This is a genomic window from Microbacterium maritypicum (genome assembly GCF_008868125.1).
GTDB classification, from domain to species: domain Bacteria; phylum Actinomycetota; class Actinomycetes; order Actinomycetales; family Microbacteriaceae; genus Microbacterium; species Microbacterium maritypicum.
Map to the genome: position 1 here is coordinate 556,905 of NZ_WAAQ01000001.1, position 26,178 is coordinate 583,082.

General features: G+C 69.5%; 25 protein-coding genes and 1 tRNA gene. 10 read left to right on the top strand and 16 right to left on the bottom strand.

Annotated elements, in window-relative coordinates:
- Positions 1-114 precede the first annotated feature (114 nt).
- Positions 115-190, top strand: a tRNA-Met gene (locus F6W70_RS02710).
- A 673-nt stretch (positions 191-863) separates the two neighbouring features.
- Here the strand turns inward: F6W70_RS02710 and F6W70_RS02720 are convergent.
- The 8 genes from F6W70_RS02720 to F6W70_RS02755 all read right to left on the bottom strand — a co-directional run bounded on the left by F6W70_RS02720 (position 864) and on the right by F6W70_RS02755 (position 10,262).
- On the bottom strand, positions 864-1,754 hold the full coding sequence (locus F6W70_RS02720; protein WP_127482939.1) for a siderophore-interacting protein: 891 nt from the start codon (positions 1,752-1,754) through the stop codon (positions 864-866).
- Positions 1,751-3,565 carry an ABC transporter ATP-binding protein gene (locus tag F6W70_RS02725; RefSeq protein WP_151485862.1) on the bottom strand — a complete coding sequence of 605 codons (1,815 nt, stop codon included), beginning with the start codon at positions 3,563-3,565 and terminating at the stop codon, positions 1,751-1,753. Before F6W70_RS02725 ends, F6W70_RS02720 begins: the two co-directional genes overlap by 4 nt.
- On the bottom strand, positions 3,549-5,186 hold the full coding sequence (locus tag F6W70_RS02730; protein WP_170287846.1) for an ABC transporter transmembrane domain-containing protein: 1,638 nt from the start codon (positions 5,184-5,186) through the stop codon (positions 3,549-3,551). The genes F6W70_RS02725 and F6W70_RS02730 overlap by 17 nt, the downstream gene beginning before the upstream one ends.
- Positions 5,183-5,971 carry an ABC transporter ATP-binding protein gene (locus tag F6W70_RS02735; RefSeq protein WP_055865663.1) on the bottom strand — a complete coding sequence of 263 codons (789 nt, stop codon included), beginning with the start codon at positions 5,969-5,971 and terminating at the stop codon, positions 5,183-5,185. Before F6W70_RS02735 ends, F6W70_RS02730 begins: the two co-directional genes overlap by 4 nt.
- Before the next feature lie 11 nt (positions 5,972-5,982).
- A complete protein-coding gene (locus F6W70_RS02740) occupies positions 5,983-7,086 on the bottom strand; it encodes a FecCD family ABC transporter permease (protein WP_151485864.1) in 1,104 nt (367 codons plus the stop codon).
- Positions 7,083-8,168 (bottom strand): FecCD family ABC transporter permease, encoded by a 1,086-nt coding sequence (locus tag F6W70_RS02745; RefSeq protein ID WP_151485865.1) that lies wholly within the window; start codon positions 8,166-8,168, stop codon positions 7,083-7,085. The genes F6W70_RS02740 and F6W70_RS02745 overlap by 4 nt, the downstream gene beginning before the upstream one ends.
- Positions 8,165-9,226 carry an iron-siderophore ABC transporter substrate-binding protein gene (locus F6W70_RS02750; RefSeq protein ID WP_055874194.1) on the bottom strand — a complete coding sequence of 354 codons (1,062 nt, stop codon included), beginning with the start codon at positions 9,224-9,226 and terminating at the stop codon, positions 8,165-8,167. Before F6W70_RS02750 ends, F6W70_RS02745 begins: the two co-directional genes overlap by 4 nt.
- A 193-nt stretch (positions 9,227-9,419) precedes the next feature.
- On the bottom strand, positions 9,420-10,262 hold the full coding sequence (locus tag F6W70_RS02755) for a helix-turn-helix transcriptional regulator (protein WP_151485866.1): 843 nt from the start codon (positions 10,260-10,262) through the stop codon (positions 9,420-9,422).
- 110 nt (positions 10,263-10,372) lie between these two features.
- Between F6W70_RS02755 and arfB the strand changes: the two genes are divergently transcribed.
- Positions 10,373-10,813: an alternative ribosome rescue aminoacyl-tRNA hydrolase ArfB gene (gene arfB / locus F6W70_RS02760; protein WP_151485867.1), complete on the top strand. Its 441-nt coding sequence runs from the start codon at positions 10,373-10,375 to the stop codon at positions 10,811-10,813.
- Positions 10,814-10,879: 66 nt separating this feature from the next.
- On the opposite strand, the gene F6W70_RS02765 is transcribed toward arfB, so the two are convergent.
- From F6W70_RS02765 to F6W70_RS02790, 6 genes are all read right to left on the bottom strand, one after another.
- Entirely contained in the window at positions 10,880-11,425 is a 546-nt protein-coding gene (locus F6W70_RS02765; RefSeq protein WP_151485868.1) for a hypothetical protein, read from the bottom strand.
- Entirely contained in the window at positions 11,422-11,673 is a 252-nt protein-coding gene (locus tag F6W70_RS02770; RefSeq protein ID WP_055874181.1) for a hypothetical protein, read from the bottom strand. The genes F6W70_RS02765 and F6W70_RS02770 overlap by 4 nt, the downstream gene beginning before the upstream one ends.
- A gap of 59 nt (positions 11,674-11,732) precedes the next feature.
- The gene (locus F6W70_RS02775) at positions 11,733-13,808 is read right to left on the bottom strand and encodes a bifunctional lysylphosphatidylglycerol flippase/synthetase MprF (RefSeq protein WP_127482932.1); all 2,076 of its coding nucleotides are present in this window, start codon (positions 13,806-13,808) and stop codon (positions 11,733-11,735) included.
- Between the two features lie 45 nt (positions 13,809-13,853).
- The gene (locus tag F6W70_RS02780; RefSeq protein ID WP_151485869.1) at positions 13,854-14,666 is read right to left on the bottom strand and encodes a tyrosine-protein phosphatase; all 813 of its coding nucleotides are present in this window, start codon (positions 14,664-14,666) and stop codon (positions 13,854-13,856) included.
- Between the two features lie 90 nt (positions 14,667-14,756).
- On the bottom strand, positions 14,757-15,410 hold the full coding sequence (locus F6W70_RS02785; protein ID WP_151485870.1) for a DsbA family protein: 654 nt from the start codon (positions 15,408-15,410) through the stop codon (positions 14,757-14,759).
- A 70-nt stretch (positions 15,411-15,480) separates the two neighbouring features.
- The gene (locus tag F6W70_RS02790; RefSeq protein WP_318278782.1) at positions 15,481-15,909 is read right to left on the bottom strand and encodes a hypothetical protein; all 429 of its coding nucleotides are present in this window, start codon (positions 15,907-15,909) and stop codon (positions 15,481-15,483) included.
- Positions 15,910-15,984: 75 nt separating this feature from the next.
- On the opposite strand from F6W70_RS02790, the gene F6W70_RS02795 reads away from it, so the two are divergent.
- The 3 genes from F6W70_RS02795 to F6W70_RS02805 are packed head-to-tail and all read left to right on the top strand — an operon-like array spanning position 15,985 to position 18,858.
- Positions 15,985-16,335 (top strand): PLD nuclease N-terminal domain-containing protein, encoded by a 351-nt coding sequence (locus F6W70_RS02795; protein ID WP_017829232.1) that lies wholly within the window; start codon positions 15,985-15,987, stop codon positions 16,333-16,335.
- A gap of 14 nt (positions 16,336-16,349) precedes the next feature.
- Entirely contained in the window at positions 16,350-17,999 is a 1,650-nt protein-coding gene (menD, locus tag F6W70_RS02800; protein WP_151486615.1) for a 2-succinyl-5-enolpyruvyl-6-hydroxy-3-cyclohexene-1-carboxylic-acid synthase, read from the top strand.
- 16 nt (positions 18,000-18,015) lie between these two features.
- Positions 18,016-18,858, top strand: coding sequence for a PPK2 family polyphosphate kinase (locus F6W70_RS02805; protein WP_055865630.1), 843 nt, complete (start codon positions 18,016-18,018; stop codon positions 18,856-18,858).
- A 16-nt stretch (positions 18,859-18,874) separates the two neighbouring features.
- Here the strand turns inward: F6W70_RS02805 and F6W70_RS02810 are convergent, their stop codons facing one another.
- The gene (locus F6W70_RS02810; protein WP_151485871.1) at positions 18,875-20,128 is read right to left on the bottom strand and encodes an isochorismate synthase; all 1,254 of its coding nucleotides are present in this window, start codon (positions 20,126-20,128) and stop codon (positions 18,875-18,877) included.
- A gap of 56 nt (positions 20,129-20,184) precedes the next feature.
- Here F6W70_RS02810 and F6W70_RS02815 point away from each other — a divergent pair, with 56 nt between their 5' ends.
- The 5 genes from F6W70_RS02815 (at position 20,185) to F6W70_RS02835 (ending at position 25,089) form a co-directional block, all read left to right on the top strand.
- Entirely contained in the window at positions 20,185-20,748 is a 564-nt protein-coding gene (locus F6W70_RS02815) for a DUF402 domain-containing protein (protein WP_055865624.1), read from the top strand.
- Positions 20,745-21,464, top strand: a complete 720-nt coding sequence (locus tag F6W70_RS02820) for a class I SAM-dependent methyltransferase (RefSeq protein ID WP_055865619.1) — start codon at positions 20,745-20,747, stop codon at positions 21,462-21,464. The genes F6W70_RS02815 and F6W70_RS02820 overlap by 4 nt, the downstream gene beginning before the upstream one ends.
- 46 nt (positions 21,465-21,510) lie before the next feature.
- The gene (locus F6W70_RS02825) at positions 21,511-22,572 is read left to right on the top strand and encodes a polyprenyl synthetase family protein (protein WP_017829226.1); all 1,062 of its coding nucleotides are present in this window, start codon (positions 21,511-21,513) and stop codon (positions 22,570-22,572) included.
- 64 nt (positions 22,573-22,636) lie between these two features.
- Positions 22,637-24,010, top strand: coding sequence for an FAD-dependent oxidoreductase (locus tag F6W70_RS02830; RefSeq protein ID WP_151485872.1), 1,374 nt, complete (start codon positions 22,637-22,639; stop codon positions 24,008-24,010).
- 71 nt (positions 24,011-24,081) lie between these two features.
- The gene (locus F6W70_RS02835) at positions 24,082-25,089 is read left to right on the top strand and encodes an alpha/beta hydrolase (protein ID WP_055865612.1); all 1,008 of its coding nucleotides are present in this window, start codon (positions 24,082-24,084) and stop codon (positions 25,087-25,089) included.
- 4 nt (positions 25,090-25,093) lie between these two features.
- Here the strand turns inward: F6W70_RS02835 and F6W70_RS02840 are convergent, their stop codons facing one another.
- Positions 25,094-25,726 carry a GntR family transcriptional regulator gene (locus F6W70_RS02840; protein WP_151485873.1) on the bottom strand — a complete coding sequence of 211 codons (633 nt, stop codon included), beginning with the start codon at positions 25,724-25,726 and terminating at the stop codon, positions 25,094-25,096.
- Positions 25,727-26,178 lie beyond the last annotated feature (452 nt).

The window sequence follows — 26,178 nt, forward strand, 5'->3', positions numbered from 1 at the left end:
TGCGCGCATCCTGCGCTCCGCGGATGTCCGGTGTCCGTCATCCACGGACTCATGGTGTTATCCCAGGCAATGATCCTGGCGGGAAAGATCACGGCCGGGTAACGTCGATCCCATCGCGGCGATCCGGGCGGTCCCGGGCCTCAGTTCATACCTGAAGGCGTTGCGGGTTCGACTCCCGCCGTCGCGTCCACTTCGACAGTCTCGGCCCCTGAGAAGTCAAGGTTTGCCGGGCTTCCTCGTCGCTACGGCGCCATCCGGTGACAACAGATTGGCGGCCTGCATAAGGATCTCCGCGCGACGTTGCTGGCATCTCGATAACTCGAATGTCCGCGGCCGCACCCCCGCGATCATCTACGACGTGCGCGCTCTCGACGGCGAGGGCGGGCATCTGAAGACCGCGAAGATGGCTCGCGGCCATGGAGGTGTGCTCAAGGTGCCTACATGAGTCATCGTCGACGTGCGCCAGGGGACGGAGCTGACCGTGCGTGAAGCCGGACCGGAATCGAGGGAACAGACGAACAAGAGGGACAGGCGATCCTCTGATGGCAGTGGGGCCAACCTGGCGGAACAGCAGAGAGTCGAATAGGGTTGGAACAAATGGATCGGGAATGCTCGATCGGCGTTCGGCCTCCGGGAATCTCGGAGGCCTTTCGCTTTTTACGGGTACACCTTGAGCCCGTATCCCTCTATATGCCCCTTGCTGGAGCGGACCAGCTTGGTGCTGATCAGATCCCATGCGCGATTCGGTTGCTCGGGGCGCATCACGTGAAGCCCGATCGGCCGCGCCGTCATGTCCGCGATCTGCAGACCGGAACAGCGCCAGCGGTATACAACGCTGGCATCCTCCGATGGCGAACGCCGGTTCACAACCCCAGTTGGTCCAGCCGCTCCTCGAAGCGCACCTGCACGTCTTCAGGCTCATCGCCGTCGGCATCGGCCCAGATCGCGTCCAGCTCCTTCTGCACGGAGTCGGGGAGCGCAGCGAACTTCTCGTCCCAGGCGGCGACCGGCGTCCAGTAGCCGACGACCTTGAAGCGGGTCGCGGGCAGACCGAGCTCCTTGCGCAGGTACTTGCGCACGTCGCGCAGTGCCACGGTCTCACCGGCTACCCACACATAACCCTCGTCGAGCGGGAGGCGGTCGTCGACGATGCCGCGCACGAGCGGACCGAGCGCGCTGGGGCCATGGCCGTTGCCGCCGACCACCCAGGTGACCTCGACATCCGCGCCCGTCGTGAGGGCGACGCGATCCGCCTCGCTCGGCACCTCGAGCACGACCCGGGTGCGCACGCCCTCCGGAGCCTCGGCGATGATGCGCGCCACGGCCGGAAGCCCGGTCAGATCGGCGACGAGCACCTGCCACGTGATGCCCTCCGGCGGTGAGTACAGGCCGGTCGGGGAGTTCAGCCCGAGCACGTGTCCCGGCTCCGCACGCGCGGCCCAGGGACCCGCGACACCCGCCTCATGGATCACGAAGTCGATGTCGAGCTCGCCGGCATCCGGGCGCACACCGCTGATCGTGTAGGTGCGCATCGGCGCCTCGGGGGCTCCCTCCGGCGTCTCCCACCAGTCACCCGCCGGCACGGGCAGCGACACATCCTTCGGGTCGTCACCGTGCGGGAAGAACACCCGCACGTACTCGTCGCCGATGCCGGTGCTGAGGAAGTCGGCGACCCCCTCGCCGCCGAGTGTGACGCGGACGAGGGTCGGGGTGAGGGTGGTCGTGCTGCTGACGATGCCGCGGTGGATGCTCACGGTGTCTCCGTCTCTGGGCCGGGGTTCTGACCCGTGGGGATGGGGGAAGGGGGGATAGGAGTGGTGCGGGTCTGGGCGAGCCAGGAGTCTCGGTACAGCCCGTCGGCGGCGAGCAGCTCCTCGTGCGTACCGCGCTGCGTCGTCCGACCGTCGGCGAACACGATGATCTGCTCGGCGGAGACGGCCTGTTGCAGCCGATGCGCGATGAGCAGCGCCGTGCGTCCTTCGCGCAGCGCGGCGATCGCGTCTTCCACGGCCTCCCGGTGGTGGAGTCCGACATCGGCGGTGGCTTCGTCGAGGATCACCACATCCGGGTCGGCGAGGAAGGCCCGGGCGACCGCGAGCTGCTGGATGCGCCCTTCGTCCAACGGCACGACGGCCTCCGACGCCGCGCCCTCGTTCTCGGACGTCAGCGCCTCGATCGCCCACTGTGCGCCGACCGCCCGCAGCGCCGCCACCATGTCGTCGTCGTCCGCCTCGGGAGCGACGAGCCGCAGGTTGTCGGCGATCGTGCCCCGGAAGTGGTGCAGCTCCTGCGACAGGTAGTAGGGCGCCTCCCTGTCGGATGCGAGGTGCACGCTGCCCGAGCTGGGCGGGTGATGTCCGGCGATCACGCGAGCGAGCGTGCTCTTGCCCGACCCCGAGGTGCCGACGAGTGCCGCCGTGGTGCCCGGATCGACCCGCAGGCTCACGTCGCTGATGCCGCGGCCGGTGGTCGGGTAGTGGAACGTGACGCCGCGCACCTCGATGCCCGCACAGGACTGTGGCGCGGTATCCGCTTGCCGATGCGACGTGACAGCCGGGGGCGCGAGGTCGATGACCCCGACGAGTCGCGCGAGCCCGATGGCTGCCCGCTGGATGTCGTCGAGCCCGAAGATCAGCTGCCCGACCGGTCCGAACAGTCGGTGGAACAGCAGGGCCGCCGTGGTGACAGCGCCCACCGTGATCGCTCCTGCGGACTGCAGGAGGAAGCCGGTGCCGAGGATCGCAGCCAGGCCAACGAGTTCGCCGCCGTTGATCCAGCGGAACAGCCGGTTCGTCACCCGCACGCCCTCGATCTGCATCCGGATCGACGCCTCTGCCCGCTCCCGCACGCGCTCGAGCGCGTGCTCCTGCTCATTGAAGGCGGTGAGGGTCTCGATGCCCTCGACCGCGTCGAGCACGGCCTGGCTGCGCGCGGCCTCGCGCACCCGCACCTCGCGGAACACCACGCGCGACCTGCGCAGGAACGCCCGGGTGCCGAGCACGTAGAACGGAGCGGAGACGAGTCCTGCGAGCGCGAGCCAGGGGTCGAGTGCGGTCAGCGCGACCACCGAGACCCCGATCGCGAACGCCGCCGAGAGCAGTGTGGGGGCGACGTTCCCGCCGGCTTCGGCCACCGCATCGACATCGCCGGTGACCCGGGAGAGCAGGTCGGCGCTCTCGCCGTCGTCGACCTCGCTCACCGGCAGCCGCATCGCCGAGGCGAACACGTCTTCGCGGAGGGTCGCGAGCATGTCCTGCACCAATCCGGTCAGCACCCGCACCGCCCACAGCATCACCACGGCGGCGCCGACCGCGCCGAGGCCAGCACCGGCGACCCAGGCGGCGATGGTCACGAAACCGGCATCGGAGGAGACGGCATCGACGATGCGTCCCAGGCACGTCGGCATCACGATGCCCAGGGCGGATGCCGCGAGGAAGAGCGCGGCGACGGCCGCCGTGCGACCGGGGTGCTGCCGCAGCAGTGCGCCGACGACGCCGCGCACCCGTGCGCTGGAGGCGATCGGCAGCAGGGCCGTGGTCGAGCTCGACTCATGCATGGTGCGCATCCGATCGTTCGGAGGGGAGATCGATGATCCGATCGCAGGCGGCGAGAAGCACCGGCGAAGTGGTGATCACCACCACCGTCTCGGTGTGCTCCGCGAGGGCGCGGGCGATGTGCGCCTCGGTGATGGCATCGACGGCCGAGGTCGGCTCGTCGAGCACCAGCACATCGGCATCCGCGTGCAGGGCGCGGGCGATGCCGATGCGCTGCCGCTGCCCGCCCGAGAGACGGCGTCCGGCTTCACCGACCTGTGATTCCCACCCGCCGATCTGCACCACGGTGTCGTGCAGCGCCGCCATCTCGATGAAGGGCGGGTGCGCGGGCTCCTCCACGCCGTGACCGCGCACCGCCTCGCGCAGGGACCCGCTCACGATCGTCTGTCCGTGGGGAGGGGCGATGACCCGACGCCGGTACTCCACCGGGTCGAGGTCGGTCAGGTCGCGGAGCTCTCCCTCGACCGCGAGCGCGACCCGGCCGCGATCGACCCGGGTGCGCAGGCCCAGGAGACGCGAGAGGGCACGTGCCGAGTCGCTGTCGGCGGGGCGGATGCCGAGCATCTCCCGTCCCCGCACCTCGACCGGATCCGCGGAAGATCCCGCGCGGAAGGTCAGCACGACATCACCGGCCGCATCCGCCGGGGTCGAAGACGCCGCAGGAGGGTCGAGCAGGTCTTCGGCGTCGATCACCTCGGCGAGCCTCTTGGCCGAGGCGAGCTTGTGGATCCAGTTCGAGGGGAACGAGCCGGCGTACGCCAGGTAGCCGCTGATGAACTGGGCGAGCCCGAGCACCGTGACCAGCTCGCCGATGCTGATGCGGCCCTCAGCGGCGAACCATGCCGACATCCCCGCGAGCGCGGTCGTGGCGACCGCAGCCAGCGTGCCGCTGACGGCTTCATACGAGGCGAGTGAACGACCGGCCGCCGTGGCCGCCCGACGAGAGGCATCACTCGCGGCGACGTACCTGCGCACAGCCTCTTCGCGGGCGCCGATGCCCACGAGCACCCGGAAGCCGCTCATGAAGTCGGCGGCGACCGCTCCTGCCTCGGTCGCCGCCTGCTGCTCGGCGAACCCCCGGCGTTCGAGGGGACGCGAGACGACCTGCATCACGAACATCATCGCGACGGTCGAGCCGAACACGACGATGGTCGCGACCGGTGAGATCACCAGCATCGCGAGTCCGGCTCCGATGATCGCGGCGATCGTGGCGCACTGCTGCGCCACCGACCAGGCGACACCCGCGACGCGGTAGGTGTCGGAGGTGACGAAGGTGAGCGCCTCCCCGGGGGTCAACGTGCGGCGGGAGAGCCGGGGTCGCAGCATGCGGGAGAGGGTGAGGTGTCGCAGCGCCTGCTCGCCGTAGCCGTAGATCGAGACCATGAGACGGGAAGCCGACTGGTAGCTCGCGGTCAGCACGAGGAACGTGGCCACCAGCACGCCGAGCCAGAGCGCGAGGGCGGCGGGGTCGGCGGGGAGCACGGCGCGGTCGATCGTCGCGCCGATGATGACGGGGATCGTCGCCTCGGCCAGTGCATGCACGATGAGCAGACCAGTCGCCCCGGCGAGCGCGATACCGCGTCCCTCGGACTTCAGCGCGATCCCGAAGAGCCTCCGCGGGGTGGGCGTCACGGCGTCCGCCGTCCGAGCGGCAGCACCAGTGGGGTTCCCGAGACGGGGTCGGTGATCACCCTGCAGGGCAGGTCGTACACGGCCTGCACGAGTTCGGCGGTGATGATCTCGCGCGGGTCGCCCTGCGCCACGATGGCTCCGTCGCGCATCGCCACCAGGTGTGTGGCGTAGCGGGCGGCGTGGTTCAGGTCGTGCAGCACGGCGACGAGTGTCGTGCCGTCGCGGTGGAGGTCGGCGAACAGCTCCATCAGGTCGATCTGGTGCGCGATGTCGAGGAAGGTCGTCGGCTCGTCGAGCAGCAGGTGCTTGGTCTGCTGCGCGAGGGCCATCGCCACCCATACGCGCTGCCGCTGCCCGCCCGAGAGTTCGTCGACCAGGCGCCGCGACAGGTCGGTGACCCCGGTCGCGGCCATGGCCTCGGAAACGGCGCGCTCGTCGGCGCTGCTCCATGTGCGCAGGGCACTCTGGTGCGGGAAGCGCCCGCGACCGACGAGGTCGGCGACCGTGATGCCGTCGGGGGCGATCGACGACTGGGGGAGCAGCCCCAGCTTGCGGGCGGCCTCCTTCGGCTTGAGCGCACGCAGCTCGTCGCCGTCGAGCAGCACCGCACCGGTGGTCGGGCGCAGCAGTCGGGCGAATCCGCGCAGCAGGGTCGACTTGCCGCACGCGTTCGGTCCGATGATGATCGTGAACGAGTTGTCGGGCACCTCGAGCGTGAGGTCCGAGATGATCGGGGTCTCCCCGTAGCCCAGCGTGATGTCGCGGGCCAGCAGCGAAGCGGTCATGGGTGTTCCTTTCAGGTGCGGCGCGCGTACTGGGCGGCGAGCAGCCAGGCGAGGTAGAGGCCGCCCACCGAGACCGTCACCACGCCCACGGGCACGGCGACGAGCTGGGCGACCGCATCCGACACCACCACGAGAGCGGCGCCGGTCAGCATCACCGGCACCGTGCCCATCGGGGTGTTCGAGCGGGTGAGGCGCTGCGAGATCTGCGGGGCCGCGAGGGCGATGAACGAGATGGGTCCGGCGGCGGCGGTCACGAGCGCCACCAGGGCCACCCCGAACACCATCGCCGCGAGGCGGGTGCGACCGGGACTGATCCCGAGGGCGGTCGCCGCATCGTCGCCCATCTCGAGCACCGGCAGCGTGCGGGCGAGGGGGAGGGACAGCAGGGTCACGATCGCGAACACGATCGCCGCCGGGATGAGCTGATCGAAGCCGAGCGAGGCGATCGAACCCGCACCCCAGGTCGCCGCCATCATCGCCTTCTCGACGCTGACCGAGATCAGGATCCACGAGGTGAGCGATCCGAGTCCGGCCGAGACGCCGATGCCGACGATGATGAGCCGGAACGACGACATCGTGTTCTTGTTGGCGAGCACGTAGACCAGCAGCGCGGTGAACAGGCCGCCGACCAGCGCACCCGCCGCCTTGAACATGTAGGTGTTCAGCTCGAAGACGATCATCACGAGCGTCACGCCGAACTGCGCGCCGATGCCGAAGCCGATGATGTCGGGGGAGCCGAGCGGATTGCGTGTGAGCGATTGGAAGATCCCACCGGCGAGGGCGAGGGCCGCGCCGCACAGCACGGCGAACAGCACACGCGGCAGGCGCCACTCGAACACCACCTGGCGGATGTCGGGATCGGATGCCGGGTCGACGATCGCCCGGATGACGGCGGCGAAGTCGACCTCGTAGGCGCCGAGCGTCATGGAGGCGAGACCTGCGCCGATGATCACGACGACGAGCACGACGCTGACGACGACCGCGCGAACGGGGATGAGCGTGGCGATGCGCGAGGTCTCGATCCGGAACAGGCGTCGCCCGTGATCCACGGGAGGGAACACGGCTGCCGGGGTCAGCGAGCTCGGCGCGGTGACAGGCTTCTGGTCGATGCTCACAGCCCGCTCACCCGCTTGCGGCGCACGAGCACGATCAGGATCGGGGCTCCGAGAAGGGCGGTGACGATGCCGACGCGCATCTCGCCGTTGGGGAGCACGATGCGCCCGAGGATGTCGGCGAACAGCAGGAAGGCGGGGCCGATGATCATGGAGTAGGCGAGCACCCAGCGCTGATCGGGACCGGTGAACCAGCGCACGACGTGCGGGATCATGAGCCCGACGAAGGCGATGGGGCCGGCGGCGGCGACGCTGGTCCCGGCCAGCAGGGTGACGGCGATGATGACGAGGATGCGGGTCACCCGCACACGGGCGCCGAGGGCCTGCGCCAGGTCGTCGCCGAGGGCCAGGGCGTTCAGGGAGCGCGCGCACAGCAGTCCGATCAGCAGGCCTGCGACGATCAGGGGCACGACCCAGGTGAGCTGGTCGAGGGTGCGTCCGCCGATCGAGCCGACACCCCAGAAGCGCATGACCTGCAGGGTGCTGTGGTCGCGGAGCACGATCGCGGTGGTGAATCCGGTGAAGGCCGCACCGAGGGCGACGCCGGCGAGAGTGAGCTTCATGGGGGTCGCGCCCGAAGCGCCGAACGAGCCGAGGATGTAGACGAGCACGGTGAGGACGAAGGCTCCGCCGAGGGCGAAGGGCACGTAGGCGCCGGGGGTGGTGAACCCGAGCACGCCGACCGCGAAGGTGACGGCGAACGATGCACCGGCGTTGACCCCGAGGATGCCGGGGTCGGCCAGCGGGTTGCGGGTGAACGCCTGGATCAGGCCACCGCACACGGCGAGAGCAGCACCCACGACGATGCCGAGCAGCGTGCGGGGCACACGCAGCTCCAGGATCATCAGATGAAGCGGGTTCTCGTCGTCGTACGAGAAGAGGGACTGCAGCACGGTGGCAGGGTCGATCGCACGGCTGCCGACCGCGAGCGAGGCGATGGCGGCGATGACCAGCACCGCCACGGAGGTGACCAGTCCCGTCACGAGCGTCCCGTTGCGGTGCGGGGAGTCGTCCGTGCGACTCCCCGCACCCGTGTTCGAGACGTCCGTGCCGTCGTGCGTCGCCAGGGACATCTCGGAGGTCACTTGCCGGTGATGGTCGGTTCGCCCTGCAGCGCGGCGGCGAGGTCGTCGACGTACTTCGGCAGGACGTACTTCAGCGAGAGCACGGTGGGCGCGCTGATGGCCGAGGCCTCGGCGGCGTCGCCGTAGATCACGTAGGAGCCGTTGGCGATCGGGTTCCAGCGCGACATCACCTTGTTCTCGACCGTGTAGGCCCCTTCGTCGGCGCTGCCGCCCCAGGCGGCGAACAGGTCGGCCTCCACGTCGTAGAGGTTCTCGAGGCTCACGCCGGTGTACCAGTTGTCGCCCTCGGCGGTCTTGAGGAAGCTGTCCATCGCCGAGGTCGAGGTGAAGCCGAGTGCTTCGGTGATGCGCACGCGGGGGTCGTACTCGAGGTAGACGCCCAGATCGGTGCCGCCCTCGTTCAGGGTCAGACCCCACACGAACGTCTTGTCCTCGAACTCGGGGTGCGCGCCGGCGAGGGTGGTGATCTGCTCCTCGGTCTCGGCGATCAGCTCGTCGGCCTTGTCCTCCTCCGACAGCGCCTTGCCGACCGTGCGGGTCATGTCCTCCCACGTGCCCGGGTTCCAGGGGCCCTCGATGTAGGGGACGGTCGGGGCGATCTCGGTGAGGCGCTCGTACTCGATGTCGGAGACTCCCGAGTAGAGGCTCAGGATCAGGTCGGGCTTGAGCTCCTTGATCGCCTCGTAGTTGGGGCCGTCTTCGAGGAACGGGATGATCTCGGGGGTCTCGCCGTACTCCTCGGTGACGTAGTCCTCGAACCAGGGCTGGTAGCCGCTCTCGCCCGCGCCCCAGACCTCTTCCATGCCCACGGGGTTGGTGCCGAGTGCGGCGACGATGTCCGCCGACATCCACCCGAGGGTGACGATGCGCTGCGGCTTCTCGGGGATCACGGTCTTCCCGTGGCCGTGCTCGATGACGACGCCGTCCGTTGCGGCGGAGTCGGTGCGGGATTCCTCCGGGGCGGACGAGCATCCGGCGAGGGTGAGGGCGGCGGCGACGGCCGCGGCGACGAGGGCCGAGCCTCGGCGGATCTTCGGGCGCGCAGAAGCGTGCGACATGGTTCTCCTTCGGGAAGGGGGGAGGGGGTTGCCGCGTCGACGCGGCGAGAAGTTAGGTAAGCATGCCCTAACACATCGATGCTAGGACGCGGATGCGGCGCCCAGTGTCGTGGGAGCGACGACTTGTGTCGCTGAACCGACAAAGAGGTCTCGCAGTCGCCCATGCACGGTCACGATCAGGACTGCTGCGGGGTCACCGCCAGTAGAGCTGGTGCGCCGCGTCGGCCTGCACGCGCGCCACGTGCTGCCGAGGGGTGAGGCCGAAGCGCTCCTTGAACGCCGCGGAGAAGGCGCTCGTCGTGGCGTACCCGCAGCGGTGCGCGGCCGCACCGATCGGGGTGCCATCGACGATCAGTCGCGCGCCGAGGGTCATGCGTACGCCGGTGCGCCATCGCCCGAAGCTCATGCCCACGTCGTGCTGGAAGATGCGCAGCACCGTGCGCTCGTGGAGCCCGTGCGCGAGAAAGAGCTCGATCGCGCTGCGGGGGTCACCGGGGTCGGCGAGCACGGCCTGAACCAGCGGGACGACCCGCTCATCCGCAGGCATCGGCACCTCGCCCCACTCGCTGGCGGCCTCGGGCAGCGGCTGCTGCAGCATCTCGATGAGCACCGACTGGATGCGCACACGCAGGTCGGTGGGCATGTCGTTGATGCCGAGATGGAGGAGCATCTCCTGCACGGCGCGCGGTACCAGCACCCGGGTGATGTCATCGATCGGGGCGATCAGCGACGAGTCGGGAATGTAGGTGTAGCAGCCGATGGAGTCGGGTTCGTGATGGGCCGTGTGCGGGGTGCGCGCGGGGATCCACACGCCCTGTCCGGGGGCGAGGCGCCACCGTGCGTCCTGCAGGTGCACCCACACCGAGCCGCGGTAGCACCAGGCCAGCATCGGATCGGCGTGGCTGTGCGGCGGAGAGAGCGGGCGGGTGCCGGTGTCGTCGGCGGTGACCACGCCGGTGCCCATCAGGTACGGCTCGTTCACGGTCGACGGATACGTGGGGCTCGCCGCCCAGTCGTCCTGCCGATATGAGTTCATTCGTGCTCCGCGCGACGGCCGCCCCGAACGCTCGGGAAGATCGGTTCTGCCACCCCCGCCATGCTAACGGGGTGAGGCGCGACTGCTCCGTGAGGACCGATGATGGAGGCATGCCTTCCGCCCATCGCCCCGGTCTGCGGGTCTCGTCGGGTCTCACGATCCCCGAGGCCGAGCTGTCGTGGCGCTTCTCGCGGTCTTCCGGGCCCGGAGGGCAGGGCGTGAACACCGCGGATTCCCGCGCGGAACTCGTCTGGGATGCGGCGAACTCCGCGGTGCTCTCGCCGCATCAGCGGGAACGGCTCCTCGACCGGTTGAGCGGCCGTCTGGTGGATGGCGTGCTGACGATCGCCGCATCCGAGCACCGCGCGCAGCTGCGTAACAGGGACGCGGCGCGGGACCGGCTCGTCGCTCTGGTGGCCGAGGCGCTGCGCCCGCCGGCACCTCCGCGACGTCCGACGAAGCCGAGTCGGGGATCGAAGGAGCGTCGGCTTAAGGCCAAGCAGCGGCGCACCGACGTCAAGAGCCTGCGTCGGCGTCCCCGCGACGACTGAGGGGAGCGATCGTCCGAGGCCATCCGGAGATCGGCATATACGGGGCGTTATCCGGAAGACACCCTGTCAGGGCGCGGCTCCGGGGGTCTCGGAGACCGGGATGCCGGTGTCGCGCACGAAGTACACCCAGGGGAACGCCGAGCATCCGAGCTCCCATCCCTCCGCGCGCTCCGCCGCCCGAAGGGGGCGCCAGACGCTTCGACGATGCTCCCACCGGGTGTCGCTGCGGACCATCCGATGCGCGGATGCTCCGGCTCCGATGGTGTGCCAGCCTTCGCGCCCGGCGAGTTCCAGCTCACCCATCTCGTCGAAGACGCTCACCGGACCGAGCCAGCGCTCGCTGTCGTCGTCGTCCTGTGCCTCGGCGAGGTGGCCGAATCGCTGCTGCGCCGCTTGACGGGACATGCCGAGCTCGGCGCCGATCGTCGCCCAGCTCGCCCCTGCGGCCCGTGCGGAGAGCACGGCGCGCCGCAGAATGCCGCGTACCTCGTCTTCGGTTCGGGCGCTCGCCGCGATCAGGGCGATGTGGTCTTCCGTCGTGAGAGACGTCTTGTCGGCGACCCCGGCTTCTGCGAGGACAGCGTGACCGATCGCGTCGCTGAGCGCGCTCACTCCACGGTTCCGCGGCTCGGGAGCCATTGCCGGCGTCGGGCGCGCCGGGTGCCGTTCCCGAACCCCCAGAGGTAGGTCCCGACGAGCATCGCGCCGATGCCGACGCCCTGCACGAACCCTCCGCCGAACCCGCGGAGGTCGAAGCCGATGGACAGCAGGAGCGTCGCCGCTCCCGTGGCGAGGAGCGCGATCCCGATCGCTGTGGCGATTCGTTCCGGTCGCGAGGCGGGCTGAGGTGTCGTCGTCATGGTGTCAATCTATGGTTGACATCAATGATTGTCAACCACTTGTTGACAACGGGTGTCACTCAGTCCTTCCCGCCCCGCACGAGTTCGAGCCCGGCACCCGCGAACTGTCGCAGCGTCGCATCCGGTAGGAACGCCCTCGTGAGTGCTCCACCGATGCGGGTGAGGTCGCTCTCGTCGCGGAAGAGGAGATACATGGTCTCGTACCGGGGGTGGAACTTCTGCTTGAACCGATGCAGCGATCCGAAGCCGTACACCGGTTCCAGGGCATCGGCCAACCGGTCGCTCAGGGCGGCGATCATCCCGGCGTCCGGCGGATAGTCGTGGGCGAGGGGGGCTCCTGAGAGCGACATGATCTGCGCACCCTCGTCGGCGAACTGCCGTGCCGAGGATCCGATCAGGTACTCCATCACCGGTCCGAAGCCGCCCTCCCTGCGACGCATGAGGTCGAGGGTCCAGCCGCGCACGGCACCCTCGTCGCCGTACACGGGCAGCCAGGAGAGGAACCCGTCGACGTCGCCGTTGGGCGCGAGGGCCAGGGCGAGCCGCACCTCCGGGTCCTCGGCCTCATCGAGCGTGCCGAGGGTGAAGCGCATCTCAGGCAGATCCTTGTCGCCGACCCAGGCCTCCGAGATCGCACGCAGCTGCTGCTGCACACCCCAGGACTCCGCCTTGAGCTGCGTCATCCGGAAGGTCATGTCCTCCCGGCCGGCCTTGTTGAGCGATGTGCGCACCGAGTTCCAGCGCTTGCCCGTGAACTCCAGTCCCGGCAGGTCGACGATCGTGTCGTCGGCGACGACGATGCTCCGCCAGCTCGGGGGCACAGCGGCGCGGGTGGCTTCGTCCGCGCTGAAGAAGCAGGGGACGAGACCGGCCAGCTCGGCCGCGTGGATGAAGTCGGTGACGGCCTCGGCGCGCGCCTCCGAGGGGCCGATCGGATCCGCCAGTGCCAGTGCCACACCGTTGCGGCGCTGATAGGCCACGATGCCGCCGTTCACCCTGGCGTAGTTGTTGCCGTCCCACGTCGTCATCCACGAGAGCGTTCCGCCGCCGTGCGTGCGCAGCTCGTGCTTCACGTCGTCCACGGTGGGCGCGGGCTGGATGCCGAGCTTCGCACGGCGCTTGGCCCGGAAGGCACGGCGCACCCAGACCAGGTACACGAGCATGATCAGCCAGAGGAAGCCGTTGGCCAGCTCGAGCTCGGTCTCTCCATCCCAGCGCACGTCGAGCTGAGCTTGGCTGAACACGGTGATCAGGGTGAGCACGAGGGCGGCGATCACGACGTTGAAGATCCCGAGCAGGAGCGCGAGCACCCACGCGAAGCGTCGGCCCCGGCGCAGGCCGTTCACGAGCACGAGGATCACGACCAGGTCGATCGCGAGGCTGATGAATCCGCCGGAGACGGGTTCCGTCGGGCCGAACGGGCCGTCCGTCGGCAGGAGCGTGGTGATGATCTCGACCGCGCCGAGCACCAGCATCGCCACGACCGCGATCAGCCGCTGCTCGCGCACGGTGGTGTGCCGAACCCGCAGCGTGCGGTCCACGACGAGGATCAGCAGCACGGCGAGCAGGTGCTCGAGGTCGGCGACCTTGCCCCAGAAGAGCATCGCGATGAACACGAAGCCGAGCAGGATGAGCCAGCCGCGCACCCTCCACGGCGGGCGGAAGAGGCCGACCGCTGCGGCGATGCACGCCATGGTGCCGCCGGACGCCCCCACGTCGAGCGCCTGCGCCTGCTCGGTAGCCCAGGCCCAGGGGAACTGCGAGAGCAGGTACAGCAGCAGTGCGGTGGCGAAGATCGCGAACAGCTGACCGATCGCGTAGTAGGCCACCGCCACGCGCGATCCGCGACGGTACTCCAGGTAGGCCATTCCCCAGAAGCCGGCGATCGTGAACACGTACACCCAGGGCTGATTCACGAAGAACGTGCCGGTGACGGGCGTCCACCACTTGCCGTCGACGAGGTTCGGCAGTCCGTAGGCGACGGTCTTGAACAGCGCCGTGTCTTCGAAGGGCGACCAGAGTCCACCCCAGATGATCCCCACCACGAGGATGAGCAGCACCATCGTGAGGGTCGCCGGGATCCGCCGGACGACGGCGATCCACGGACGCGGAGAGGGGGAGTGCTCCTCAGTCATGCGCTCAGCGTAGCGAGGGAGGCCCCGTCTCCGCGGAGGCCGCTCCTACTCGCCGCGGAGAACCCGGCGGAGATCGGCGATCTCCTCATCGGCCATGCCGCCGCTTCGCAGATACCCTGCGGCATCGCCGTGATTCGCGATGATCCAGTCCATCGCCGTCTCGATGGCCGACGCCGGGGACTTGGTCGCCAGGGTCGTCAGCGCCGGGGTGAGCGGAACTCCGAGCGAGGTGATCAGCCCCGTGAGCGCTTCGGCGAACCCGCGCGCGAGGTTCTTCTCGGTCAGCGTGTAATCCGCGACGATCGCCTCTCGAGGCACCTCGGCGACGAGCAGCAGGATCGCGGCGGCGAGACCGGTGCGGTCCTTGCCCGCGGTGCAGTGGAACAGCACGCCGGGCCGAGTGGTGCGGGACGACTCCAGCACCGTGCGGGCGATGGTCGCGAACTGCGCTGCACTCGCCTCCAGGATCGAGATGTACAGCTCCTCCAGGGTGGGCACCCGCTTCAGCACCTCGGCGACCTGGGTCACCGAGAGTCCGGCGCTGCCGGCCGCAGGGAGCAGCTTCTTGACCATCTCGTCCATCGCGCCGCCCTGCATGGGCAGAGCCAGCAGCGTCACGCTGCCGTCATCGGGCAGACGATCTGCGGCACGGGCCCGCTCGCCATCGGTGCGCAGATCGATCACGGTGCCGATGCGGAGGTCGGCGAGCGCCTGCAGCCCCTCGTCGGTGAGCGAAGCGAGGGCATCCGACCGGAAGAGGAGGCCCGATGCGAGCCGACCGCCTCCGGAGGTCGGGAACCCGGCGAGTTCACGAGCGTTGTGGGTCGTCTGCAAAGCGGTCGAGATATCGATGGTCATTCTGGCCCTCTCCTGGGTATGCGGCCAGAATATCGGTGCGGCGGGACCGCGCGGCTTCGACACGGAAGCGGCGCGACCCCGCCAGCCGGGTCAGCCGTTCACGGCCTTCTCGATGGCCTCCTCGACGTCGTCCCACTCCTGCAGCTCGACCTTCACACCATCCACGAAGAAGCTCGGCGTGCTGTCCACCCCGAGCTTCTCACCGTCGGCTTTGTCGGACTGCACGCGCTCCGCGGTGGCCGCATCCGCGATCGCCGCGTCGTACGCGGCCATGTCGAGGCCGAGCTCCTCGGCGAACCCGCGGAACACCTCGGGCGTCTCCTCGGACTGCTCGCCCCACTGCGCCTGGGTCTCGAACAGGCGGTGGTACATGTCCTCGAAGCGATCCTGCTGACCGGCGGCCTCCGCGGCCAGGGCCGCCTGGGTGGAGTTGATGTGACCGGGCAGGGGGAAGTAGCGCACGACGTAGGTGATCTCGCCGTCGTACTTCTCTCGGAGATCTTCGACGACGGGGTAGAACGCCGCGCACGCCTCGCACTCGAAGTCGAGGAACTCGACGACGGTGACGGCGCCCTCGCCCCCGTCGTCGAGCACATGGGAATCGGTGCGGACGGTCGGCTTCGGCTCCCCGCCTTCGACCGGTGCGGTGGGTTGTTGCTGGCTGATCGCGAACACGACACCGGCGATCAGCAGGACGATGGCGACGGCGATGGCGATCAGGGTCGCTTTGACAGAGTTCTTCATGGGGTCTCCAGACACAGGGGTACGACGAGGGAAGGATGCCGCCGTGGGCGGCTCGATGCGCGCGTCGGTGTCAGGTACGGGAGATCGAGAGCTGGGTGAGGCTGAGAGCCGGGACGATGACGAGCGGACCGGCGCGGCGGGGCGACGACGTGCCGAGGTCCCGGGTGCCGAGCGGTCGGGTTCTGTGGGCGATGAGCTGCCGGAACACCAGGACCAGCGCGACCCCGCCGAGGACGGCGAGCACGCAGATCCCCACACTCGACGAGAGCACATCGATCGTCGTCGTCGCCTCCTGGCCGTCTGCGACGGACGCGGCCCCCGGCGATTCCGAGACACCGGAGGCGAGGCACAGCGTCGCGTGCACATCGGCGGAGCCACGAGAGGTCGACCACGCGCCCACGACGAGCAGGAGCGCGAGGCCGACGGCGATGATCACCCGGGCGACCAGCATCCGCTCGGCCCGCGCTCGCGGCATCAGATCCGGCGAGGGGGGCAGCATTTCCCGCGCAGTCTAGCAACGGAGCCTCTGCCGTCTCCGGGGCCGTGGCACCCTCGACACGCCTACACTGGAAGGGTGGCGAGACTACTGATCGTCGGCGGCTTCCTCGCCGCCGTGTTCTGGGTGTTCAGCATCGTCGACTGCGCAGTGCAGCCGGCGACGCGGCACCGTGGTGTGTCCAAGCCCGTCTGGCTCGCGATCGTGGTGATCCTCCCCGTGATCGGCGGCATCCTCTGGTTCGTGATCGGCCGCCGGCGCGCGAACGATCCCGGTGTCCGTCCGGTGATCGCACCGGATGACGACCCCGCGTTCCTCCGCAGCATCAGCAAGACCGAGCAGGATGCGCGCATCCGCCGTCTCGAAGAGGAGCTCGCCCGTCTGGACGAGGAGACCGACGAGCCTCCCGCCACGGACCAGCGCCCGTGACCTCATCGCCGGCGATGGATGCTGCGGCGTCCCTGATCGCCGACCTCGTCGCCCAGGGCGTGCGCGACATCGTGGTGTCTCCGGGCTCGCGTTCGCAGGCCCTCGCGCTCGCCGCGGTGCGTGCCGCCGACGACGGACACGTGCGCGTGCACGTGCGCATCGACGAGCGTGTCGCCGGTTTCACGGCACTCGGCATCGCTCGCGAGACCCGAGTGCCGGCCGCGGTGGTGTGCACCTCGGGGACGGCCGTCGCCAACCTCCTTCCCGCGGTGATGGAGGCGTTCCACTCCGGGGTGCCGATGCTGCTGCTCACCGCCGACCGTCCGCCCGAGCTGCGCGGGGTCGGCGCCAACCAGGCGACGATCCAGAACGCTCTGTTCCAGCCGTGGGTGCGCGACGAGCTCGATGCTCCGGTGCCGGGTGACGGCGAGTGGACCGGGCTCGCCGAACAGGCCGTGGCCGCCGCGATGGGTGCTCGCGAGGTCGAGAGCGGCCTCCGTGGCATCGCCGGACCAGTGCATCTGAATCTTCCGTCCAGAGAGCCCCTCTCGGGCGATCTGCCCTCCGTCGTCGTCCTCAGGGGCGAGGCGCCCGAGGCGCTGCGCGACGAACCCTTCGTGCTCGACCGCGGGCCGCGCACCGTCGTGATCGCGGGCGCCGACGCCGGTCCCGATGCCGAAGAGATCGCGCACTCCGGGGGCTGGCCGCTGATCGCCGAGATCGTGAGCGGTGCGCGGTTCGGGCGGCAGGTCGTGCACGGCTACCGTCGCCTGCTGGCCCGGGAGGATCTCGGCGGACGCATCGAACGGGTCGTCGTGCTCGGGCACCCGACGCTCAGCCGCGAGGTCGCGTCGCTCCTCTCCCGTCACGACGTGGATGTGGTGGCGGTGCACCGCGGCGGCGAGGAACTCAACCTCAACCACCGCACGCGCGGGGTCGACGCCGTCATCGTCGCCCCCGGCGCCGTCGACCGCACCTGGCTCGGCGAGTGGATGCGGGCGTCCGCTGCGGAGATCGTCGATCTGAGCGAGCACGCCCCCGATCCCGAGGCGCTGGCCTCCACCGACTTCGCGGCGCGCAGGGAGGCGGTGAAGGCCGAGCTCGACGCGGTCCGCCGTCCGCTCGACCGTGAACTGCTCGCCGACGCGGTGTGGCGCGCCACCTGGCCGCACGACCGTCTGGTGTTCGGCTCCTCCCGGCTCGTCCGGGTCGCCGATCAGGTGCTGGGCGGCAAGAAGGTCCCCGTCCACGCCAACCGCGGCCTCGCCGGCATCGACGGCACGATCGCCACCGCGACCGGCATCGCCATCGCCAGTCAGGCCGCCGGTGCGCCCGGGGTCACCAGGGTGCTGCTGGGCGACCTCGCGTTCCTGCACGACGTCGGCGCCCTGTTGCTGCCGCCCGACGAGACAGAGCCCCGACTGCAGGTCATCGTCGGCAACGACGGCGGGGGGACGATCTTCGACTCCCTCGAGGTGGCGTCTTCCGCCCGCCCCGGCGACCTCGACCGCGCCTTCTACACGCCGCACACCGTCCGCTTCGAGCACCTCGCCCTCGCCTACGGCTGGGAGTATCAGCGGGTCACCACCCGCACGGCACTCGATCAGGCGCTGACCTCGCCCCGCGGCGGACTTCAGATCATTGAGGTGCCGCTGGAGCGTTGACTGGCAGGATGTGCGTATGGACGCGCACACCTGGACGCAGACGCTGCGAGTCGACGAGGGATTCCGCCTCGCCGATCTCGACCCGGACGCCAAGCCCGGATACGACCAGGGCAAGGCTCGCGGGGTCGCCGACCTCGCCGCCCGCCTGGCAGACCTGAACGTGCTGCAGGAGCGGCTGTTCGCCGAGAGCCGTGCCGGAGTGGCCAAGGATGCGGTGCTCCTGGTGCTTCAGGCCATGGACTCCGCCGGCAAGGGCGGGATCGTGCGGCACGTGGTCGGGGGTGTCGACCCGCAGGGTGTCGCGCTCGCCGCGTTCAAGGCGCCGACGGCCGAGGAGCGCGAGCACGACTTCCTCTGGCGCATCGAGAAGCGTCTGCCCGATCCCGGTTTCATCGGCGTCTTCGACCGCTCCCACTACGAGGACGTGCTGATCGGACGGGTTCGCGAGCTCGCCCCGCCCGCGGAGATCGAGCGCCGCTACGACGCGATCAACGAGTTCGAGGCCCGCGTCGCGGCATCCGGTACGCGCATCGTCAAGGTCATGCTGCACATCTCGCCCGAAGAGCAGAAGACGCGGCTGATGGAACGCCTCGACCGTCCGGACAAGCACTGGAAGTACAACCCGGGCGATGTGGATGAGCGGTTGGTGTGGCCGCAGTACATGCAGGCCTACCAGACCGTGTTCGATCGCACCTCGACCGCGGTGGCTCCGTGGCACGTGATTCCGGCGAACGCCAAGTGGTACGCGCGACTGGCCGTGCAGGAGCTGCTGCTCGCGGCGCTGGAGGACATCGACCCCGAGTGGCCGCGCGCCGACTTCGACGTCGAGTCCGAGAAGAAACGCTTGGCCGCCAGCTGAGCGTCGGTCTCTGCGGTCAGGCCAGGGCGTCGACCAGGGGGCGGAACTTCACGCGCGTCTCGAGCAGTTCGCTCTCCGGATCGGATCCGGCGACGATCCCGGCGCCCGCGTAGGCCGTGACCCCGATCTCGTCCTGGCGCACGGTGAACTGGGCGCAGCGCAGGGCGATCGCCCACTCGCCGTTGCCCGCGGCATCCACCCAGCCCACAGGTCCCGCGTAGCGACCCCGGTCGAACGGCTCGAGCTCGCGGATCGCGGCGATGGCCGAGGGGGTCGGTGTGCCGGCGACGGCGGCGGTGGGGTGGAGCACCCGCACCAGGTCGAGCGCCGACTCGCCGTCGCCCAGTTCGCCCTCGACGTCGGTCGCCAGGTGGAACAGATTCGGCAGCTTCAACAGGAAGGGCTGTTCGCTCGCGGCCAGCGCCCGCGTGTGGGCCCGCAGCGAGGCGAGCACGCTCTGCACGGCGTACTGATGCTCGTCGAGGTCCTTGGTGCTGGAGGCGAGGTGTGCGGAAGCGGCGGTGTCGGCATCCGCGTCGGCGCCGCGGCCGATCGTGCCGGCCAGCACCCGCGCGGTCACGGTTCCCTCGTGCACGGTGACGAGGGTCTCCGGACTCGCGCCGATCAGCCCGTCCACCGCGAACGCCCAGGTGTCGGGGTAGCCGCTGGAGAGGGCACGCACCAGTCGGCGCAGGTCGGACCCCGCCGGGATGCTGCCTGTCAGGTCGCGGGCGAGCACGACCTTGCTGAGCTCTCCGTCGGCGATGCGGGCCAGGGCGCGGCGCACCGAGTCCTGGTAGCCCTGCGGGCTCTGCGCTCCGGGGCCGACGGTGCCGGCCCAGTGCGGGCCGTAGGGCTGCGTCGCGAGTTCATCAGCGTTCCCCGGGGCATCGGCGACGCGGATCGTTGTGCGCCAGAACCGGTCCCCGTGTCGTCCCAGAACCTGCGTCGGCAGCATGAGCACGCTGTCCGCTGCCGAGTCCTCGTCGAACGTGAAGGCGCCGAAGGCCACGAGCCCGGTGCCGGGGAGTCCCACCGGGTCGGAGATCTCGGCCTGCGCTGCCATGTCCCGCCACAGGGTCGCGAGCTTCTCGGTGCGCGACTGATCGCCGCCCGCGGGAGGCCGCAGCTCCGCCAGGGTCTCGCCGACGGCGACGATCCCGTCTCCGCGGCGCAGCCACGCGAGCGGGCGGGAAGGGTCCGCATAGGCCAGGAGGTCTTCGACCGGCTCGATCTCTGTGGTCTCCACGACCAGGTGGGTGGTGTGCACGCGTCCAGCCTATGCCGCTCAGGGAGCGTGGATTCTCGTGGTCGTAGGGTGAGCGGATGAGCGATGCACGCCCCGCACCCGGCACGGAGATGGTCTTCCAATGGCGCAAGTGGGACGGATCACCGCACTGGCGGCACGAGTGCGTCTACCTCGGCGCCGACGAGTGGGGCGACTGGATAGGGCAGCCCGTCGGATGGCACAGCGTGCGCCCCGGCGCCGAGTTCCATGCCGGGGGTCCGAACGTCACCCTGGTTCCCCCGAGCGGTGACCACGCGCTGACCGTCAACCGCCGCCATCGCCGGGGGATGCGCATCTACATCGACCTGGGGTGGGACATCCATTGGTCCGATGATCCGCTGCTGGCGACCGGGATCGACATGGACCTCGATGTGGTGCGCGTCGAGGGTGCACGAGGGACCTGGGTCGACGATCGCGACGAGTGGGCCGAGCACAGTGCGCGCTACGGCTACCCGGCCGACGTCATGGCGCACCTCGAGGGCCTCGCGCTCGACCTCGAGGAGCGGGTGCGCGCGCAGATGGCTCCGTTCGACGACGCCACCGCCGATCCCTGGCTCGACCGCCTCGAAGCCCTGGGCCTCGCGCCTAGACTGAACTCGTGACCTCGAACGAGAAGAACCGCGCCGATCTCGGCAAGGACCCCGCCCGCGTCAGCGGCATGTTCGACCAGGTCGCCGCAGGGTATGACCGCACCAACACGGCGATGACGTTCGGCAACGACGTCCTGTGGCGCGCGGCGACCACCCGGGCGGTCGCTCCGAAGCCGGGGGAGCGGATCCTCGACCTCGGCGCGGGCACGGCGTCATCGTCGGCCTCCCTCGCACGCAGCGGGGCCGAGGTGGTCGCGGCCGACTTCTCCCCGGGCATGCTCGCGGAGGGCGAGCGTCGACACGGCGCGATGCGCAACCTGTCGTTCGTGCAGGCCGATGCCACCGATCTGCCGTTCCCCGACGCGACTTTCGACGCGGTCACCATGTCGTACGCGCTGCGCAACGTCAACGACCCGAAGAAGGCCCTGAGTGAGCTCTACCGCGTGACCAAGCCGGGGGGCAGGCTCGTCATCAACGAGTTCTCGACCCCGCCGGGCAAGCTCTTCCGCGGGGCGTACCGCTTCTACAACGCCCAGGTGCTGCCGCGGGTGGCTCGCGTCGCCGGCACCAACGGCGACGCCTACGACTATCTGAACGAGTCGATCATTCAATGGCCTGACCAGAAGCGACTCTCCGCCTGGATCCGCGAGGCGGGCTGGGCCGAGGTCGCCTATCGCAACCTCACCTTCGGCATCGTGGCCCTGCACAGAGCGCGCAAGCCGGAGTGAACCTTCCGGGCGAAACCGTGACATCCGACGAAGGTAGGCTGGGAACGTGACTTCGAGCCCCATCGCCCCGGGTTCGCGACTGGCGAGCCGTCTCGGCTTCAGCGATCGCGTCTTCATCGGTCCTGCCGCCCGACGTGTCGCGCGCGCCATCGAAGACGGGCTGGAGCTCGTCGAGACCGGACTGGCAGACGACGTCCGCGTCGCCGATCCACTGGCCGACGCCGCCAGCCGCTACCTGTACGAGGCCGGCGGCAAGCGCATCCGTCCGGTGCTCACGCTCCTCGCCGCACAGCTCGGCGACGGGAACACCCCCGAGGTCATCGACGTGGCCAAGGCGCTCGAGATCACGCACCTCGGCTCGCTGTACCACGACGACGTCATGGACGGAGCCGACCGCCGCCGCGGAGTACCCGCCGCCCACGCCGTGTGGGGCAACAACATCGCGATCCTCACGGGCGACATCCTGTTCTCCCGCGCCAGCCAGCTGATGTCCCGGCTGGGCGAACGCGCCATCCGGCTCCAGGCCGACACCTTCGAGCGACTCGTACTCGGTCAGATGCATGAGACCCTGGGCCCGCAAGAGGGCGACGACCCCATCGAGTTCTACATCCAGGTGCTCGCCGACAAGACGGGTTCCCTGATCGCCGCGGCCACGCAGGGCGGCGTGATCTTCTCCAACGCCCCCTCGGAGTACGAAGAGCCGGTGCGCGTGTACGGCGAGAAGATCGGCGTCGCGTTCCAGCTTCTCGACGACGTGATCGACCTCTCGGCGAAGCCGGAGGAGACGGGCAAGGTGCCGGGGACCGACCTGCGTGCGGGCGTTCCGACCATGCCCTACCTGCTGCTCAAGGCCGAGGGAGACGCGGACGCCATCGACCTCGCAGCCCGCATCGACGAGGGTGTGGCCCTCATCGCCGACGGTGCCGACCCCGCCATCCTCGACGGGCCGCTGGACGCGCTGCGCGACCACCCGGTGACGCAGAAGACCCTCGAGCTCGCGCATGCGTGGACCCGGGATGCCGTCGACGCTCTCCAGCTGCTCCCTCGCGGCACTGTGCGCGAGGCGCTGACCCGATTCGCTGAGACCCTCGCCGAACGCTCCAGCTGACTCTGTGCGGGCGGCCCGTCAGGGTTGCGCGCCGGCTCTGCGACGGCATACGAAAGGACCTCCCATGACCAAGCTCAGACTGGCCATCGTCGGTGCGGGCCCCGCCGGCATCTATGCGGCGGACATCCTGCTGAAGGCGGAGCGCAAGTTCGACGTCTCGATCGACCTCTTCGAGCAGCTCCCTGCACCGTACGGGCTGGTACGCTACGGTGTCGCGCCCGACCACCCGCGCATCAAGGGCATCGTAAACGCCCTCCGCGACGTGCTCGACCGTGGTGACATCCGCCTGTTCGGCAACGTCCGCTTCGGCGAGGACATCACTCTCGACGACCTCAAGAAGCACTACAACGCGGTGATCTTCGCGACCGGGGCCATCCGCGACACGTCGCTGGACATCCCCGGCATCGATGCGGTCGCCTCGTACGGCGCTGCGGACTACGTCAGCTGGTTCGACGGCCACCCCGATGTTCCGCGTGAATGGCCGCTGGATGCCGCCTCGGTCGGCGTGCTCGGCAACGGCAACGTGGCCCTCGATGTCGCCCGCATGCTGGCCAAGCACGCGGAGGACCTGCTCGTCACCGAGGTGCCGGCCAACGTCTACGAGGGCCTCAATGCCAGCCAGGTCACCGACGTGCACGTCTTCGGGCGTCGCGGACCGGCGCAGGTCAAGTTCACGCCGCTCGAGCTGCGCGAGCTCGGCGAACTGCGCGATGTCGACATGGTCGTCTACGACGAGGACTTCGACTACGACGACGCCGCGAAGGACGCCGTCGCCAGCAACAAGCAGGTGATGGTCATCGACCGCATCCTGCAGTCCTGGCGCAAGCGCGATTCGGTCAACAACGCCGGAGGCACCGCGTCGCGACGCCTGCACCTGCACTTCTGGGCGAAGCCGGTCGAGGTCCGCAAGGACGACAACGGTCGCGTCGCGGCCCTCGTGTACGAGCGCACCCGGCCCGACGGCCAGGGTGGCGCGGTCGGCACGGGAGAGCTGCGCGAGGTGCCCCTCCAGGCGCTGTACCGTGCCATCGGCTACTTCGGCTCGCCCCTTCCCGGGGTTCCCTTCGACAAGAAGCACGGTGTCATCCCGAACCGGGAGGGTCAGGTGCTCGCCAAGGACTCGAACGAACGCGTGCCCGGCATCTACGCGACCGGATGGATCAAGCGCGGCCCCGTGGGGCTGATCGGGCACACCAAGTCCGACGCGATGGAGACCGTGCGGCACATCATCAACGACCAGAGCGCGTGGTGGCACCCGGAGGACCCCTCGGAGGAGTCCATCGTCGAGCTCCTTCAGGAGCGCGGCGTGCGCTGGACCGACCTGGACGGGTGGCACCGGCTCGACGAGCACGAGATCGCCCTCGGTGCTCCGGCGGAGCGCGCCAGGGTCAAGGTCGTCCCGCGTGACGAGATGGTCCGGGTCTCACGCGGCGAGTAGAGCCGTCACGGTCGGGCCTCCCGCACCCGGTCGCGCGCTCGGCTAGCCTGGCGACGACGGGGGAGGAACGCATGACCGAGTGGATCCCGGATGTTCTCGGTGACGAGTTCGAGCAGCTGACGCTCGATCTCGGCACGGATGACCAGGGGCCTGTCGTTGCGACCCTCGTGCGTGCGCTGCCGAGGAGGCCGAGCCTGTGGGCGCGGGCGAGCGGCCGCCGACCGCTTCTCGACGGGGTCGATGTGCTGTACGTGCATGGCTGGTCCGACTACTTCTTCCAGAAGCGGCTGGCCCGGTTCTGGACTTCGCGTGGCGCCCGCTTCTTCGCTCTCGACCTGCGCAAGTACGGTCGCAGCCTGCGCGACGGCCAGACTCCCGGCTACGTCGCCGACCTCGCCATCTACGACGAGGACATCGGAGCTGCGCTGGAGGCGATGGGCCGCGGGGAGGGGGGCGCCGAGTCCGCCCGTCGACTCCTACTGCTCGGGCACTCCACCGGAGGTCTGACGCTGAGTCTGTGGGCCTCCCGCCATCCGGGCTCCGCCGACGCGGTGATCCTCAACAGCCCGTGGCTGGAGTTCCAGTTCGCGCCGGCCCGCGCGGCGATCGCGCCGATGGTCGAGTTGCAGGCGAGGCTGCGACCGATGGAGGCCGCGCCGCAGGTCGACCTCGGCTTCTACACCCGCGCGCAGCAGGAGGTCGCCGACCCGGACGATCCGATGGATGTGAACCCGGTATGGCGGCCCGCGCAGACCATGGCGGTGTACGCGGGCTGGCTGCACGCCATCCTCTCCGGCCACAAGGCGGTGGCGTCGGGTCTGTCGATCACGGCGCCGGTATGCGTGCTGCTGTCGGCACGATTCGTGCCGCCGACCCGGTGGTCGGACGACCTCACGTCGGCCGACTCGGTGCTCGTGGTCGACGACATCGCCCGCGCAGCGCTCCGGCTCGGTCCCAGCGTCACCGTGGAGCGCATCGACGGCGCGCTGCACGACGTCTTCCTCTCCCGGCACGAGGCGCGCGAAGACGCCTACCGGCGGTTGGACCGATGGGTGACCGGATGGCGCGCAGCGCAGTGAGCTCTCACAGGTAGTACATCTCCCTGACGAGGCGCTCGGCGCCGTCGCCGTCGCCGCTGCGCACGGCGTCGCCGAAGTCGACGTAGATCTGCGCCATCCGTGCGCGATCGGACGGCGGGACCACCCAGTCGCGGAGGTTGCGGAACAGGACCATGCTCGCGTCGTCGATCAGCGTGCGATGCTGCGCGTTGCCGCTGTGCTCGCCGAGGTAGGAGAACACCGCCCATCGGGCGTTCGAGGTGCCGACACCGTCTTCCAGAGCTGCGCGCATGGCGTTGACCAGCGCGAGCACATGCTCGCGTTGAGCGGCCGTGATCTGCGGCACCGCCAGTCGCGCGGCGATTCCTGCCTGGTAGCCGGCGAACACGAGCGATTGGGCGATGGTCTCCGGCGTCACCGCCGTGACCTCCGTGTACCGGCTCGGGTACATCGTGACCATTCCCAGCCGTTCCAACCGCTGGAGCGCCTCGCGTACCGGTGTCCGTGACACGTGCAGTTCTTCCGCGACATCGACATCGCGGATGCGCTCACCCGCGGCAAGCGTGCCGTCGATGATCTGCCTGCCGATGTGGTGGAAGACCTCTTCGGCCAAGAGCTGCTTGCTCTCGCCGACGTTCGTCGATCCGATATTCCCCATGGATCCGCCCCCAGTTGCCCTTCTGATCCCGAGCGCCCCATGATTCGCCCGGGAGGGCAACTACATCATGAAGTCGCGTCGGATGCCAATATCCCCCACCTGAGTCGGCAGTCCGCGTGGGGGCGCGCATCGTGGCTCAGGTGGGCTCGTCGTGCCCGTGTTCTTCGTACTCGTGGGTTCCGTGGCCGGCGGATGCTGGGCATCCGCCGGCCACCGAAGACGCGAGCGCATGGAACTGCCGCGGCCTCGTCCCCACGAGGGCAAGCTCGCAATCCCGAAATCGCGTAGCCCTACGACGGCAGTGCGTCACGCGGCGTTCGCGTCATCGGTCGCATCGAGTCGACCGCTTCCAGTCTTGGGTACCTAAACCCATATATCAGTATGCAATCCAACAATGACGAGAGAGGGGGCCGAGTGCGCTGCACTCGACCCCCTCTTTCGATGTGTCCCGG